8 protein-coding genes and 1 tRNA gene are annotated in these 14561 nt (G+C 72.0%); 1 reads left to right on the top strand and 8 read right to left on the bottom strand.

Annotation, left to right across the window (positions count from 1 at the left end):
* The first annotated feature begins 107 nt into the window (after nt 1–107).
* Entirely contained in the window at nt 108–818 is a 711-nt protein-coding gene (locus ACQEWB_RS26575; protein WP_432835149.1) for a ScbR family autoregulator-binding transcription factor, read from the top strand.
* A 139-nt stretch (nt 819–957) separates the two neighbouring features.
* Here ACQEWB_RS26575 and ACQEWB_RS26570 read toward each other — a convergent pair whose 3' ends face one another.
* The 8 genes from ACQEWB_RS26570 to ACQEWB_RS26535 form a co-directional block, all read right to left on the bottom strand.
* Complete coding sequence (locus tag ACQEWB_RS26570) at nt 958–1539, bottom strand: TetR family transcriptional regulator (protein WP_432835147.1); 582 nt, start codon at nt 1537–1539, stop codon at nt 958–960.
* A 339-nt stretch (nt 1540–1878) separates the two neighbouring features.
* Nucleotides 1879–1955, bottom strand: a tRNA-Thr gene (locus ACQEWB_RS26565).
* A gap of 108 nt (nt 1956–2063) precedes the next feature.
* A complete protein-coding gene (locus ACQEWB_RS26560) occupies nt 2064–3647 on the bottom strand; it encodes an alpha/beta hydrolase (protein WP_432835145.1) in 1584 nt (527 codons plus the stop codon).
* A 117-nt stretch (nt 3648–3764) separates the two neighbouring features.
* Nucleotides 3765–4970 carry a DNA polymerase III subunit delta' gene (locus ACQEWB_RS26555; RefSeq protein WP_432835143.1) on the bottom strand — a complete coding sequence of 402 codons (1206 nt, stop codon included), beginning with the start codon at nt 4968–4970 and terminating at the stop codon, nt 3765–3767.
* Nucleotides 4971–5100: 130 nt separating this feature from the next.
* A complete protein-coding gene (tmk, locus tag ACQEWB_RS26550; protein ID WP_432835141.1) occupies nt 5101–8463 on the bottom strand; it encodes a dTMP kinase in 3363 nt (1120 codons plus the stop codon).
* A gap of 124 nt (nt 8464–8587) precedes the next feature.
* Nucleotides 8588–11413, bottom strand: coding sequence for a type I DNA topoisomerase (gene topA / locus ACQEWB_RS26545; protein ID WP_432835139.1), 2826 nt, complete (start codon nt 11411–11413; stop codon nt 8588–8590).
* A gap of 249 nt (nt 11414–11662) precedes the next feature.
* Nucleotides 11663–11860, bottom strand: coding sequence for a hypothetical protein (locus tag ACQEWB_RS26540; RefSeq protein ID WP_432835137.1), 198 nt, complete (start codon nt 11858–11860; stop codon nt 11663–11665).
* 154 nt (nt 11861–12014) lie between these two features.
* A complete protein-coding gene (locus ACQEWB_RS26535; protein ID WP_432835135.1) occupies nt 12015–14480 on the bottom strand; it encodes a serine/threonine-protein kinase in 2466 nt (821 codons plus the stop codon).
* Nucleotides 14481–14561 lie beyond the last annotated feature (81 nt).

Here is a 14561-nt window from a genome sequence, read left to right as displayed (position 1 = left end):
TTACCCGACCAAAATTTTCACCATGCTTGCTGCTGACGCCATATCTGACAGCCACCTAGACGCGATACAATACAGACTAGTCTGTTAATTCATGGTGAGGATCTGGCATGGCTCAACAGGAACGCGGTAAGCGGTCGCGGCAGTCGATCCTGGAGGCTGCGGCCCAGGTGTTCGACGAGTTCGGCTACGACGCCGCGAGCACCAACGACATCCTGGCCCGGACCGGCCTCACCCGTGGTTCGCTCTACCACCACTTCCCCTCCAAGGAAGCCATCGCGCTCGCCCTGGTGGCAGCGCACGGCGAGGCGCTCACGATCCCCGACCAGCAGGTGAAGCTCCAGGCCGTCATCGACCTGACCATGGAGTTCGCCAGGCGGCTCCAGACCGACCCGGTCCTGCGCGCCAGCGTGCGGCTCACCGTCGAGCAGACCTCCTTCTCCGCCCCTCCCGAGACCGCCTACGAGCAGTCCAACGTGGCCATTCTCGGCCTGCTGCGGGAGGCCGAGGAACGGGGCGAGATCCTGCCCGGCGTGGACGCCCGCGAGGCCGCCTCGACCATCGTCGGCGCCTTCACCGGCCTCCAGATCATGTCCCAGGCGTACACCAAGCGGGTCGACCTGCCGGAACGGCTCGGCGTCTTCTGGCGCTTCCTGCTACCGGGCCTGGCCATCCCCGGCCTGATCGGCCGCCTGCGCACCACACCACCACCGGCCACCACGGAGAGCCCGGTCACCGCGGAGAACCCGGTCACCGCGGGAAGCGCGGTGACTGCGGGTAGCCCGGTCGCCGCGGCAGGCTCGGTCGCCACCGAGAGCTGAGAACCATCCGGAACCCGGCCCACCACGCCCTGCCGGTCGACACGTATGGCTGAGGCCAAGTCGCCGGTCGGCGTTCCGGGTTGCCGCTCATAGGGGCGCAACCCGGGGCTAACGCCCGCCCCCGTCCCCTCCCCCGCATTTACTCACTCTCCCGCTCCTCGCCCTCCGGGCTGTACAGCGGACGCAGCAATCCCCACAACCGCCGCGCGGTCTCGGCATCCCACCAGACGCCGTCGCTGTATCCCAGCGACTCCAGCCCGGCGGCCACCACCACGGCCAGATCGGCGAGGTCGGTCAGCTTCTGCGCCGGCCGTACGGTGTCCCGGTGCGCGTCGGAGAGACGCTGGTGGACCATCTTCAGCAGATCGTCACGCAGCCGCGGCGGCCCCGCCGACCCGTCGGCCGCGAGCCGCATCCCCGCCCGGACGACCTCCTCCGTGCGCAGGGACTCGCCCAGCGCCGCGAGGAAACGCTCCGGAGCATCCGCCGCCGGCCCCTCGAACGCCTCTTCCGTCATGACGACGACCCGGCTGCGCGCCTGCTTGTACACGGCGGCGACCAGCGCCGCGGTAGAGGGAAAGTGATGGTAGAGAGCCCCTCGGCTGACGCCCGCCCGATGGCAGATGTTGACCAGTCCCGCGTCGGAGAGCTGGCCGTTCGCGATCAGCTCCGCCGTGGCACGGACGAGAGTCTGACGGGTGGTCTCGGACCGCGTCTGCATCAGGCTGCACCCGCCTACTCTTCCTCAAGCACGAGCAAAACATGAAAGAAACAACAAAACGGCAAGCCAAAGACACCCCAAGGGGCGCCCGGCCGACAACCATCGACGAACCTAAATCATACAACCATGCCTGTTTCAGAGGCAGCCCTCACACCACACCTCGCCCGAAGAGCCCCCGCGATTGCCCAAAGCGACACCCTGAACGCGCCACACGACCGAAGGGAACCCACCCACCCCACGCCCCGAACCAGATAAACCAGACCAGTCTGTATGTTGACGAGGCGGGCACCCTGAAAAACGAAAAAACCGCAGGTCAGATTCCTGACCTGCGGTTTCTCATGGAGCCGCCTTCGGGATTCGAACCCGAGACCTACGCATTACGAGTGCGTTGCTCTGGCCATCTGAGCTAAGGCGGCGTGCTGTCGGCACTCATGGTGCGTTCGGCAACGTCGGAAAGTCTACACAGTTTCCGGGGGTGCTCCGAACCAGCCCCGGAGGCGGGGACTCCGGGGCCGGTCGTACGGCTATGAGCAGCGCTTTCCCTTGGCCGGCGGCGTCCCGCGGAGCAGATACGTGTCGATCGCACCGTCGATGCAGTCGCTGCCCCGCCCGTACGCGGTATGGCCGTCGCCCTCGTACGTGAGCAGCCGGGAAGAGGACAGCTGCCGGGACAGGGACTGCGCCCAGCGGTACGGCGTCGCCGGATCGCGGGTCGTGCCGACCACCACGATCGGGGCCGCGCCCTTCGCCGCGATCCGGTGCGGTTCACCCGTCGGCTTCACCGGCCAGTACGCGCAGTTCAGGGACGCCCACGCGAGGCCGTCGCCGAAGACCGGGGACGCCTTCTCGAAGGAAGGGAGCGCCTTCTCCACCTGGTCGACGGTGGAGAAGGCCGCCGGGAGGTCGAGGCAGTTCACCGCCGCGTTGGCGAACATCAGGTTCGAGTAGCGGCCGTCGGCGTCGCGCTCGTAATAGCTGTCCGAGAGGACCAGCAGACCCGCACCGTCCTTCTCCTTCATCGCCGAGGTCAGCGACTCGCGCAGCTGCGCCCACGAGCCCTCGTCGTACATCGCCGCGATCACACCGGTCGTGGCCAGGGCCTCGCCGAGCTTGCGGCCGTCGGCGTCACCCGTGGCGATGGGGTGCGCGTCCAGCTTCTTGAAGAAGGCGCTGAGGTTCCTGCCGACCTGGGCCGGCGTGGTGCCCTTGTGGCCGAGCGGGCAGTCCGGCTGCTGCACGCAGTCCTTCGCGAAGGACTGGAACGCCGTCTCGAAGCCGGCCGTCTGGTCGAGGTTCAGGCGGCGCGCGGGCAGCGAGGGGTCCATCGCGCCGTCCAGCACCAGCCGGCCCACCCGCTCCGGGAACAGCCCGGCGTACGTCGCCCCGAGGAACGTGCCGTACGACGCCCCCACATACGTCAGCTTCTTGTCCCCCAGCGCCGCCCGCAGGATGTCCATGTCCCGGGCCGCCTCGACGGTGGACACATGCCGCAGCAGATTCGCCGAGCGCGCCCCGCAGCCCTCCGCGAACTTCTTGTAGGCGTCGACGAGTTCGTCGGTCTCCTTCTGGTCGTCGGGCGTCGTGTCCGTCTGCGTGTACGTGTCCATCTGCCGCCCGCTGAGGCATTCGACCGGCTCGCTGCGGGCGACCCCGCGCGGATCGACCGCCACCATGTCGTACCGGGCGCGGACCTCCGCCGGGTAGCCGATCCCGGCGTACTGCTGCAGATACCCGACCGCCGAGCCGCCCGGCCCGCCCGGGTTCACCAGCAGCGACCCGAGCGGCCTGCCCTTCCCGGTGGCCTTCTTGCGGGCGACGGCCAGCCGCACGTCCCCCGCCTCCGGGTGGGCGTAGTCCAGCGGCGCCCTCATCGTGGCGCACTCGAACCCGGGGACACCGCAGGTGCGCCAGCTCAGCTTCTGCCCGTAGTACGGCGCCAGGCCGGCCGGCGTCGACTGCGGCAGCGCGGCCAGCGCCACCTCGGCCGCGCCACTGGCGTCGCTCGCCGAGCCCGAGGAGGAGCAGGCGGAGACGAGCAGGGCGGCGGTGGCGAGGAGAGTGGCGGCGGTTCGGGACCGGCGGGGACGGGAGCTGCGCCTGGTGTACATCAGGCGAGCGTAACTCTGTGAAGTCGAAGGAATGCTGTCCGTGCACACCGTTGCCCGTACGAGTTACATGGTCAACCTCCGTTGATCGTCGGGATCCCTCTCGCCGCGCGGTCCGGCTCAGCCCGCTCTGAGTGCCATGGTCATCGCCTCCACCGCGAGGAGCGGGGCCACATTGCGGTCGAGGGCTTCCCGGCACGCGGCGATGGCCTCGATACGGCGGAGCGTGGACTCGGGGGAGCCGCCGCGGGCGAGGCGCTCCAGGGTGTCCTCGGCGTCCCCGTTGGCGAGGGCGATGCGGGAGCCCAGCTGGAGGGCGAGGACATCGCGGTAGAAGCCGGTGAGGTCGGTCAGGGCGAGGTCGAGGCTGTCGCGCTGTGTTCTCGTCCTGCGCCGCTTCTGCTTGTCCTCCAGGTCCTTCATCACGCCCGCCGTACCGCGCGGCATCCGGCCGCCCTGGACCGCGCCCAGCGCCGCCTTCAGCTCCTCGGTCTCCTTGCCGTCCATCTCCTCGGCGAGCTGCTTGGCGTCCTCGGCGGCGGCGTCCACGAGCTCCTGGGCGGCCTTCAGCGCGCCGCCGATCTCCTCGACCCGCAGCGGCAGCTTCAGCACGGCGGCACGGCGCTCCCGGGCGGCCGGGTCGGTGGCCAGCCGGCGGGCCCGGTCGACGTGCCCCTGCGTGGCCCGGGCCGCGGCGGCGGCGACGGGCGGCTCGATCCCTTCACGCCGTACGAGCATGTCGGCGACGGCGTCCACCGACGGCGTCAGCAGGTTCAGGTGCCGGCAGCGGGAACGGATCGTGGGCAGCACGTCCTCGATGGACGGCGCGCACAGCAGCCACACCGTCCGCGGCGCGGGCTCCTCCACCGCCTTCAGGACGGCGTTGGCCGACTTCTCGTTCAGCCGCTCGGCGTCCTCGACGAGGATGACCTGCCAGCGGCCGTTCGCCGGTGACGTGAACGACTTCCGTACGGTGTCCCGCATGTCGTCGGCGAGGATCTGCGCGCCGACCGCGGCGACGGTGGTGACATCGGCGTGCGTGCCGACGAGGGCCGTATGACAGCCGTCGCAGAACCCGCAGCCGGGCGATCCGCCGAGCGCGCGGTCCGGGGACACGCACTGCAGGGCGGCGGCGAAGGCCCGCGCGGCCTGAGTCCGACCCGAGCCCGGCGGGCCGGTGAAGAGCCAGGCGTGCGTCATCTTCGAGGCCTCGGGCGGCGGCGCGGCGGAGGCGGCCGCGGTGACGAGTGCGTCGGCGTCCCGGGCAGCCGCGTCGAGCTGCCCGGCCACCTTCTCCTGGCCGACGAGGTCGTCCCAGACGGTCATGGGTCACCCCGCCCTTTCGTCATGGTTCACGTTGCGGGATCCATTGTGCGGGGTGCCACTGACAACGGGACGCGGGCGGCGACTCCGTACGGCCACCACAGCCGCGCGCCGCCTGCCGGCCCGGCCGACCTCAGCGCCCGCGACGCCTGCCGCGCCCCGCGTCGTCGTCGCGCTCGTCGCTCCGCGGGCCGAGCAACTCGTCCGCCAGCGAAGGCAGATCGTCCAGCGGCGTCTCCTCGGCCCAGTCCGACCGGGCCCGTCGCCGAGGCGTCCCCTCCGCGTCGACCTGCGGCATCTCCCGCGTACGGTCCTCGCCCCGATCCGCCATCGCACCGGCCTGCTCGTCCCGGAAGTACCCCGGCGGCACCCGATCGGCAGGCCCTTCCCCGCGCACCGGAGGCAGCACGGAGGTCTCGTCCTCGGCCCCGGAAGACACGGGCGGCAGCACGGCAGTCTCGTCCGCCGCACCCGGCACCACAGGCGGCAGTACAGCCGTCTCGTCAGCGGCACGGGGAGCCACCGGCGGAAGGACAGCCGTCTCATCGGCCGCCCCCGGCTTCACGGGCGGCAGCACGGCGGTCTCATCAGCCGCCCCCGCAGGCACCGGCGGCTGCGGCAGCTTCGCCGTCACCTCGGATTCCGACTCACCGCCGGACCGCGCACCACCTCGGGCACCACTGGTACCACCGGCCTCACCCGCACCACGGGCATCACCGGCCCGACCCGCGCCGCCGCCCCCGTTCCCGCCGTCCCGAACCGGCCGCAGAACAGCCGTCTCCTCCGCCGGACCGCCGGACGCGTTCGTCGGCGTCACCACCGGCGTCGGCATGGTCGACGCCTCCGGCGGCACCGCGGGCGCCGTCGGCTGCCCGGGTCCCGCCTCCGCTGCGGCCGTGGCCTGCTCGGCGAGCCGCCTGGCCTCCTCCGCCCGCAGCAACGCCTCCTCGGCCTTGCGCTGCTTCTCCAGCCGCCGGGCCTCGGCCTCGGCGTGCAGCCGGGCCTCCTCCTCGGCCTGCCTGCGCCGCCGCTCCTCCTCGAGCTTGCGGCGGGCCTCCTCCTCGGCGCGCACCTTCTCCTCGGCGAGCAGCCGCTGCCGCTCCTCCTCGGCCCGCCGGTGCGCCTCCTCGGCCCGCTGCCGGGCCTCCTCCGCCTGCCGTTCGGCCTCGCGCCGCTGCGCCTCCTCGAGCTCGCGCCGCTTGCGCTCCTCCTCCTCGGCGCGCAGCTTGGCGAGCTGCTCCTGGCGCTCGCGCTCCAGCCGCTCCTCCTCGGCCTTGCGCGCGGCCTCCTCCTCGGCCTTGCGGCGGGCCTCCTCCTCGGCCTTCTTCCGCGCCTCCTCCTGGGCCTTCACCTCGGCCTCGGAGAGCGGCAGCATCTGGTCGAGCCGATGCCGTACGACGGTGGTGACGGCCTCGGGCTCCTGGCCCGCGTCCACCACCAGGTACCGCCCGGGGTCGGCCGCGGCGAGCGTCAGGAAGCCGGAGCGCACACGCGCGTGGAACTCGGCGGGCTCGGACTCCAGCCGGTCCGGCGCCTCCGTGAAGCGTTCGCGGGCGATCTCCGGGGAGACATCCAGCAGGACGGTCAGGTGGGGTACGAGTCCGTCGGTCGCCCAGCGGTTGATGCGGGCGATCTCGGTCGGGGACAGGTCGCGGCCCGCGCCCTGGTAGGCGACCGAGGAGTCGATGTAGCGGTCGGAGATCACCACGGCGCCGCGCTCCAGGGCGGGCCGGACCACCGTGTCCACGTGCTCGGCGCGGTCCGCCGCGTACAGCAGTGCCTCCGCCCGGTGCGAGAGCCCGGCGCTCGACACGTCCAGCAGGATCGACCGCAGCCGCTTGCCGACCGGCGTCGCACCCGGCTCGCGGGTCACCACGACCTCGTGGCCCTTGGCCCTTATCCACTCCGCAAGGGCCTCGGCCTGGGTGGACTTGCCGGCGCCGTCGCCGCCCTCCAGGGCGATGAAGAAGCCGTCGGCGGCGGGCGCCGTCACCGGGTCGTCGCCGCCGAGCAGCGCGTCCCGCAGGTCGTGCCGCAGCGGTACTCCGGAGCGGTCGTCGACCTTGGCCAGCACCAGCGCGGCCACCGGCAGCAGCAGCGCGCCGACCAGCATGAGGGTGAAGGCCGCGCCGCCGTGCGCGAAGACGAACCTGCCGTTCTCCAGGCGGTGCGGGCCGATCCCCGCGGCGACCACGGGCGCGATGACCGCGCCGAGCGCCACGGAGACCCGTACGACCGCGTGCAGATGTTCCGTCGTGCGCGTGCGCCGGTACTCCTCGGTCTCCTGGTCGAGGAGCGTGTGCCCGGTGTTGGCGGCCACGCCCGCGCCGACGCCGGCCAGCGCGACGATCAGCAGCACGGTGGTGACGTCCGGAACGAGCCCGGCGGCCAGCAGCGCGACGCCGGTGAAGGCGATCGCCAGCGCGAGCAGGCGGCGCCGGGACAGCGAGACCAGCACCTTGGGCGCCGTACGGATGCCGACGACGACCGCGCCGGTCAGCGCGAGCACCAGGAGCCCGTAGAGGACCGGGCCGCCGCCCAGGTCGGTGGCGTGCAGCACGGCCACGGAGACCGCGGCCGAGACCGCTCCGGCGATGGCGGCGCAGGCGAGGACGAGCAGCGGGATCGCTCCGGTGCGGCCCTTGTCGACGCCGGTGCCCGTCTTGGGGCGGCGCAGGCCTTCGAGCGGCGAACGCGCGCGTGGCGTGCGGGTGTCGGGCAGTTCCAGGAAGGTCAGCACGGAGAGCGAGGCGGCGAACAGCCCGGCCGCCACGTACGACCCGAGGGCCGCCTGGTGCTGCTCGAACCACGCGATCCCGGCGCCCAGAAGGTTGTTGAGCAGCCCGGCGACGACGAGCGCGGCGGCAGCCAGGGGGATCGCCACGAAGGAGGTACGCAGCGACAGGCGACGCAGCGCGTCCATGTGGTCCGGCAACGGCCGTACCGTCGCGCCCTCCAGGGGCGGGGCGGGCAGCAGCGCGGGCGCGGCGCTCTCGCGGGACACCGTCCAGAAGCGCTCGGCGACCCCGGTGACGAAGGCGGTGACCAGGAGGACCGCCAGTGCGTCGTCCGGCGTCCAGTCGATCCACAGCGGGGCGACGATGAGCGCGAGCACCCTGACGGCGTCGGCGCCGACCATGGTCCAGCGGCGGTCGAGGGGACCGTCCTGCGAAGTGAGCGAAGTCAACGGGCCGAGGAGTACGGCCCCGAAGAGCAGCGTCGCCAGGATGCGCACCCCGAAAACGGTCGCCACTGCGAATGCCACGCCGCGGTAGTCGCCGCCGAAGGAGCCCTCGCTGATCGCCGCCTGGAGTGCGAGGAGCACCAGCACGAAGAGGGTCAGGGCGTCGCCGATCGAGCCCACCAGGTGGGCGCTCCACAGCCGCCTCAGCTGCGGCTGCCGCAGCAGGGCGCGGACGGCGCGCTCGCGGGAGTCCGCTGCAAGGGCGTCGTCGGGGGCCGGCTGGTGGGCCGTTGGCTGCTCGGCTGGCGTCATGCTTTCAGCCTATCGGGAGCGACTGACAGCCCGCCGCACGCGCCCGAACGTGCGCACGCCCCGACACCAAAGCGATATCGGGGCGTTGGTTTCGCGAAGTCTCCGTGGCGGAACGAGCCTCGGCTCAGTCCTCCGACGCCGTCTTCGCAGCCGTCGCCTTCTTCGCGGTGGTCGTCTTCTTGGCGGGCGCCTTCTTCGCGGCCGCCGTCGTCTTCTTCGCGACGGTCTTCTTGGCAGCCGTCTTCTTGGCCGGGGCGGCCTTCTTGGCGGGCGCCTTCTTCGCCGTCTTCTTGGCGGGCCCCTTCGCCCGCTTCTCGGCGAGGAGTTCGAAGCCGCGCTCCGGGGTGATCTCCTCGACGCTGTCGCCGGAGCGCAGGGTCGCGTTGGTCTCCCCGTCGGTCACGTACGGCCCGAAGCGGCCGTCCTTGACCACGACCGGCTTCTCGCTGACCGGGTCGGTGCCCAGCTCCTTCAGCGGCGGCTTGGCGGCGGCCCGGCCACGCTGCTTGGGCTGGGAGTAGATCTCCAGCGCCTCTTCGAGGGTGATCGTGAAGAGCTGGTCCTCGGAGGTGAGCGAACGCGAGTCCGTGCCCTTCTTCAGGTACGGCCCGTAGCGCCCGTTCTGCGCGGTGATCTCCTGGCCCTCGGCGTCCGCGCCGACGACCCGCGGCAGCGACATCAGCTTGAGCGCGTCGGCGAGCGTCACCGTGTCCGGCGACATCGACTTGAACAGCGAGGCCGTACGCGGCTTCACGGCGTTCTTGCCGGTCTTCGGGGTGCCCTCGGGGAGCACCTCGGTGACGTACGGGCCGTAGCGGCCGTCGCGGGCGATGATCTGGTGGCCCGACTCGGGGTCGGCGCCGAGCTCGAAGTCGCCGCTCGGCTTGGCGAGCAGTTCCTCCGCGAGCTCGATCGACAGCTCGTCCGGGGCCAGATCCTCGGGCACGTCCGCCCGCTGGTGGCCTTCGGAGTCCTTCTCGCCGCGCTCGATGTACGGGCCGTAGCGCCCGACCCGGAGCACGATGCCGCTGCCCACCGGGAACGACGACACCTCGCGCGCGTCGATCGCGCCCAGGTCGGTCACCAGCTCCTTGAGGCCGCCGAGGTGGTCCCCGTCGCCGTTGCCGGCGTCGGCCGCGCCGCCCTCGCCGCCGCCCTCACCGAAGTAGAAGCGCTTCAGCCACGGCACGGACTGCGCCTGACCGGCCGCGATGCGGTCGAGGTCGTCCTCCATGCGGGCGGTGAAGTCGTAGTCGACGAGCCGCCCGAAGTGCTTCTCCAGGAGGTTGACCACGGCGAAGGACAGGAAGGACGGGACGAGTGCCGTGCCCTTCTTGAAGACATAGCCGCGGTCGAGGATCGTGCCGATGATCGAGGCATACGTCGACGGGCGGCCGATCTCGCGCTCTTCGAGCTCCTTGACCAGGCTGGCCTCGGTGTAGCGGGCCGGGGGCTTGGTGGCATGCCCGTCGACCGTGAGCTCCTCGGCGGTGAGCCGGTCGCCCTCGGCGACCTGCGGCAGCCGGCGCTCGCGGTCGTCCAGCTCGGCGTTCGGGTCGTCGGCGCCCTCGACGTAGGCCTTCAGGAAGCCGTGGAAGGTGATCGTCTTGCCGGACGCGGTGAACTCGACGTCCCGGCCGTCGGCGGCGGTGCCACCGATCTTCACGGTCACGCTGTTGCCGGTCGCGTCCTTCATCTGGGAGGCGACGGTCCGCTTCCAGATCAGCTCGTAGAGCCTGAACTGGTCGCCGGTCAGGCCGGTCTCGGCGGGCGTGCGGAAACGATCACCCGAGGGGCGGATCGCCTCGTGCGCCTCCTGCGCGTTCTTGACCTTCCCGGCGTACGTCCGCGGGCTCGACGGCAGGTAGTCGGCGCCGTAGAGCTGGGTGACCTGGGTGCGGGCGGCGGTGATCGCCGTGTCGCTCAGGGTCGTGGAGTCCGTACGCATATAGGTGATGAAGCCGTTCTCGTACAGCTTCTGCGCCACCTGCATGGTCGCCTTCGCGCCGAAGCCGAGCTTGCGCGAGGCCTCCTGCTGGAGGGTCGTCGTACGGAACGGGGCGTACGGCGAGCGGCGGTACGGCTTGGACTCGACCGAGCGGACCGCGAACTGCGTCTGCTCCAGGGCGGCGGCCAGGGCGCGGGCGTTCGCCTCGTCGAGGTGGAGGACCTGCTCGCTCTTGAGTTGTCCCAGGGAGTCGAAGTCGCGGCCCTGCGCGACCCGCCTGCCGTCGACGGTCTGGAGGCGGGCGACAAGGGACGACGGGTCCGACGAGTCCCCCGCGCGGCCGGTCGCGAAGGTGCCCGTCAGGTCCCAGTACTCGGCAGAACGAAACGCGATGCGCTCGCGTTCCCGCTCCACGACGAGCCGGGTGGCGACCGACTGGACACGGCCGGCCGACAGCCGGGGCATGACCTTCTTCCAGAGGACCGGCGAGACCTCGTAACCGTAGAGACGGTCGAGGATGCGGCGGGTCTCCTGAGCGTCGACCAGCTTCTGGTTGAGCTCGCGCGGGTTGGCGACGGCGGCCTGGATCGCGGCCTTGGTGATCTCGTGGAAGACCATCCGCTTGACCGGGACCTTGGGCTTGAGCACCTCCTGGAGGTGCCACGCGATGGCCTCGCCCTCGCGGTCCTCATCGGTGGCGAGGAAGAGCTCGTCGGAGTCCTTCAGCAGGTCCTTGAGCTTCTTGACCTGGGCCCGCTTGTCGGCGTTGACCACATAGATCGGCTCGAAGTCGTGCTCGACGTCCACGCCGAGGCGGCGGACCTCGCCGGTGTACTTCTCCGGCACCTCCGCGGCGCCGTTGGGGAGGTCGCGGATGTGCCCGACGCTCGCCTCGACGACGTAACCAGGGCCGAGGTAGCCCTTGATCGTCTTCGCCTTGGCAGGCGACTCGACGATGACGAGTCGGCGGCCGCCGTGTGCGGTCTCGCTGGTCGGGGACAACTTCGCTCTTCTCTCCGGTCGACACTGGGGCCTCCCCGGAGCCGCTTGGGTCCCGGGGCACGGTCATGGTGACGCTGCGGAGTGTGACGGTACATCCCGCCCCCGTGTCAAACGGGAAAAGCCCGCAACGGCCACTCGAACGGTAACCCGAGTCGCGCCATTCCTGCCGCCCGGAGTGCTCACCGGCCTTTTCGAGCCCATCCGGAACAGCGCCTCCCAATTATCGGAGCCGCAGCTCGGGGGCTGCTTTCAGACGCGGGTGAAGCACCAGGTTCCGAGGGCCAGCGCGATCACCGACGCAAGGCTCGCGAGGGTCACCGATGCGACGGGGTTCACACCGTGGGCGACGGGTTCGCCACGCCGTACCCGGGTCGCGGTCCACACCAGCAGGGCGCCGCCGAACAGGGCGAACACCACTCCCGCGAAGATCGCCGGTCCGCTCTCCATGGCTCCGCCTGCCCCTTTTCCGCCCGTCCGCGAGTGCCCCGCCCGGGGAGACTGGCACGCACGGAAGACGACCGGGCGAACCGGAGGTGAACGCGGAGCCGACGCGCCTGTGGACCGCCCGGCTCCGGCCGCGGGGCCCGCTTCCGGGGCCGGGTCAGACCGAACCCGGCGCGGATATCCTGCCGGTCGTCTGCTCGCCGTCGGACCGGCCCACCGTGCACACCGCCTTGTCGAAACCGAGGTCCCAGTCGTGCTGGTCCGCCACCCAGCCGTACACGACACGGTCGGGACCCGGCGCCCAGGTCGACTCGAATTTGTTGCTGCACAGCTTGTTCGCGTTGTCGATGCCCTTCTTGTAGCTCATTTTGTCGGGGGCTTGAACCGCCCCTATGACCTGGTAGTTGTGGAGTTTGGTGCAGTCGGTGAGCGGGGCTTTGTACTTGTCGCCGACCTGCTTGTAGACCCAGCAGTCACCGACGCTCATCTGGCCGACCCACAGATCCGAGCCCTCGTCCCGGAACCGGCCGACCTCGCCGCCTATCGCGGCATGCCGTCCCAGTACGAGACACGCCGTACCGCCCTTGGCAGCGGCGAACCCCTCCTTGGTCGGCAGGACCGCGTAACCGCCCGCGTCCGGCAGCGCGTCGACGACCGCCCGACTCTGGTTCTCGCAGCGTTTCGCGCCCTGGGCGCTGGCGTCGGCGTAGTCGGTGGCCGTGTCGACGCCGACGACCTGGCCGTCGGGCCAGTCGTCGGGGGTGCAGCCCACCACGCCGAGGTTCGGCGCCGACTTGAACGGCGTCCCCGACCAGACCGCCTTCACACAGTCGCCGGCCTCCAGGGGCGCGCTGAGCCCGACCACGCTTCCGTACGGCAGCACGGGCCCGGTCGGCGTCGGCGACTTCTGCGACGCGCCGGCCGACGGCGACTTCTTGGTCGCGGCGCTGTTCTTGTGGCCACCACCGTCGCTGGTCAGCACGTAGAACCCCCACGCCCCACCGCCGAGGACCAGGACGGCGGCCACGACCAACGCCACGACCGCGAGCTGCTTCTTGCCGGAGGGCGGGGCCGGGGGCCGCGGAGGAGGCGGGTACGACGGGCCACCGGTGCCGGGCGCGGTGGGGGCGGCGGCCCAGTTGGCGCCGGGGGCGGCGGTGCCGTAGGGCGTCGGCGGGGCGGCGCTCCCCGCGTACGGCGGCGGTTGCGCACCACCGGCTCCGCCGCCGGGCGTACCGGGGCCCTGGGCATAGGGGTTGGCCGAAGCAAAGGGATCCTGCGCGGCAGGCTGCCGCCAGACGTCGTACGCCGGCGAACCGGGCGCACCTGCCGGTGTGTCGGGCCCGCGCGCCGGGGTGTGCGGCGTGTTCGGCGTCGCCGGAGGACCACCCGGAGTCCCCGGCGCGGCCCCACCGCTCCAGCCGCCCGGCGGCGAACTCGCGACGTACCCCGGAGGCGGGCTCTCGCCGTACCCCGGAGGCGGACTGCCCCCGTACCCCGCGGACGGGCTCCCGACATACCCGGGCGGCACGCCTTCGCCCCCGCCTCCTGCGGGAGTTCCCGGACCGCCTGGCGTGGCACCACCGCCGCCGTGCCCTGCCGGTGTTCCCGGCCCACCCGGCGTGCCACCGCCACCCGGCCCAGCAGGCGTTCCCGGCCCGCCCGGCGGTGTCCCGTAGCCCGCGCCCGGTGTTCCGTAACCCCCACCGGGCGCTCCGTAGCCCCCGCCCGGCGGACCGAAGCCGGTGGCCGCAACCCCCTGCACCACCCGCTCCAGTCCCCGCGTCACCGCCTCCGGAGAAGACCGGCGCACGGGGTCCTTCACCAGCAACCCCTGGAGCACCGGCGCCAGTTCGCCCGCCCTCAGCGGTGGGGTGGGTTCCTCGCCGAGGAGGGCCGTGAGGGTCGCGTAGTCGCCGTGGCGGTCGAAGGGGCCGCGGCCCTCGACGGCGGCGTACAGCGTGGCGCCCAGCGAGAAGAGGTCGGCGGCCGGGGTCGGCGGCTCGCCACGCGCGCGTTCCGGGGCGAGGTAGCCCGGCGTGCCGAGGATGCCGGCCGTGGCGGTGAGGCGCGGCTCGCGGGACTCGGGCTGGAGGGCGATGCCGTAGTCGGTGAGGAGCACGCGCGCGTAGGGGTCGCCCGAAGCGTCCGACGCCAGAAGGATGTTGGCCGGTTTCACATCCCTGTGGAGGATGCCGATCCGGTGCCCGGCGGTCAGCGCGTCCAGCACGGCGAGCCCGATGCGGGCCACCTGGGCGGGCGGCAGCGGCCCGGAACGCCGTACCACCGCCTGGAGGTCGACCGCGTCCGGGACGTACTCCATGACGATCCAGGGCAGCCCCTCGTGCACCACCACGTCGTGCACCGTCGCCACATGGGGGTGCCCGCGCAGCCGTGCCGCGTGCCGGGCCTCGCTGCGGGCCCGCGCGATGCGCTGGGCGGGCTCGCCCGCGTCCGTCGGCACCTCCGGGAGCGCGATCTCCTTCATCGCGACCTCGCAGGCCAACTCCTCGTCGTGCGCCAGCCATACGCGTCCCATGCCGCCCGCGCCGAGCGTCCGCAGCAGCCGGTACCGCCCGTTGATGACCCTGCCTTCACCCTGCTCCGGCGTCTCCCCCGCCATCGTGCCTCCCCCGAGACGGCGCGCCTCCCCCGAGAACGCGCGAAGTTCGTCCCTCGAAGGTAGCTTCGCACCCACCACTGA

The organism is Streptomyces sp. CA-249302, assembly GCF_050936785.1.
Lineage (GTDB): Bacteria > Actinomycetota > Actinomycetes > Streptomycetales > Streptomycetaceae > Streptomyces.
This window is presented reverse-complemented; position numbering and strand designations above follow the sequence as displayed.

Bases quoted from the DNA above. Each gene is read 5' to 3' on its own strand.
- ACQEWB_RS26575 (WP_432835149.1), top strand. From the start codon at position 108: ATGGCTCAACAGGAACGCGGTAAGCGGTCGCGGCAGTCGATCCTGGAG.
- ACQEWB_RS26570 (WP_432835147.1), bottom strand. From the start codon at position 1,539: ATGCAGACGCGGTCCGAGACCACCCGTCAGACTCTCGTCCGTGCCACG.
- ACQEWB_RS26560 (WP_432835145.1), bottom strand. From the start codon at position 3,647: ATGTACACCAGGCGCAGCTCCCGTCCCCGCCGGTCCCGAACCGCCGCC.
- ACQEWB_RS26555 (WP_432835143.1), bottom strand. From the start codon at position 4,970: ATGACCGTCTGGGACGACCTCGTCGGCCAGGAGAAGGTGGCCGGGCAG.
- tmk (WP_432835141.1), bottom strand. From the start codon at position 8,463: ATGACGCCAGCCGAGCAGCCAACGGCCCACCAGCCGGCCCCCGACGAC.
- ACQEWB_RS26540 (WP_432835137.1), bottom strand. From the start codon at position 11,860: ATGGAGAGCGGACCGGCGATCTTCGCGGGAGTGGTGTTCGCCCTGTTC.
- ACQEWB_RS26535 (WP_432835135.1), bottom strand. From the start codon at position 14,480: ATGGCGGGGGAGACGCCGGAGCAGGGTGAAGGCAGGGTCATCAACGGG.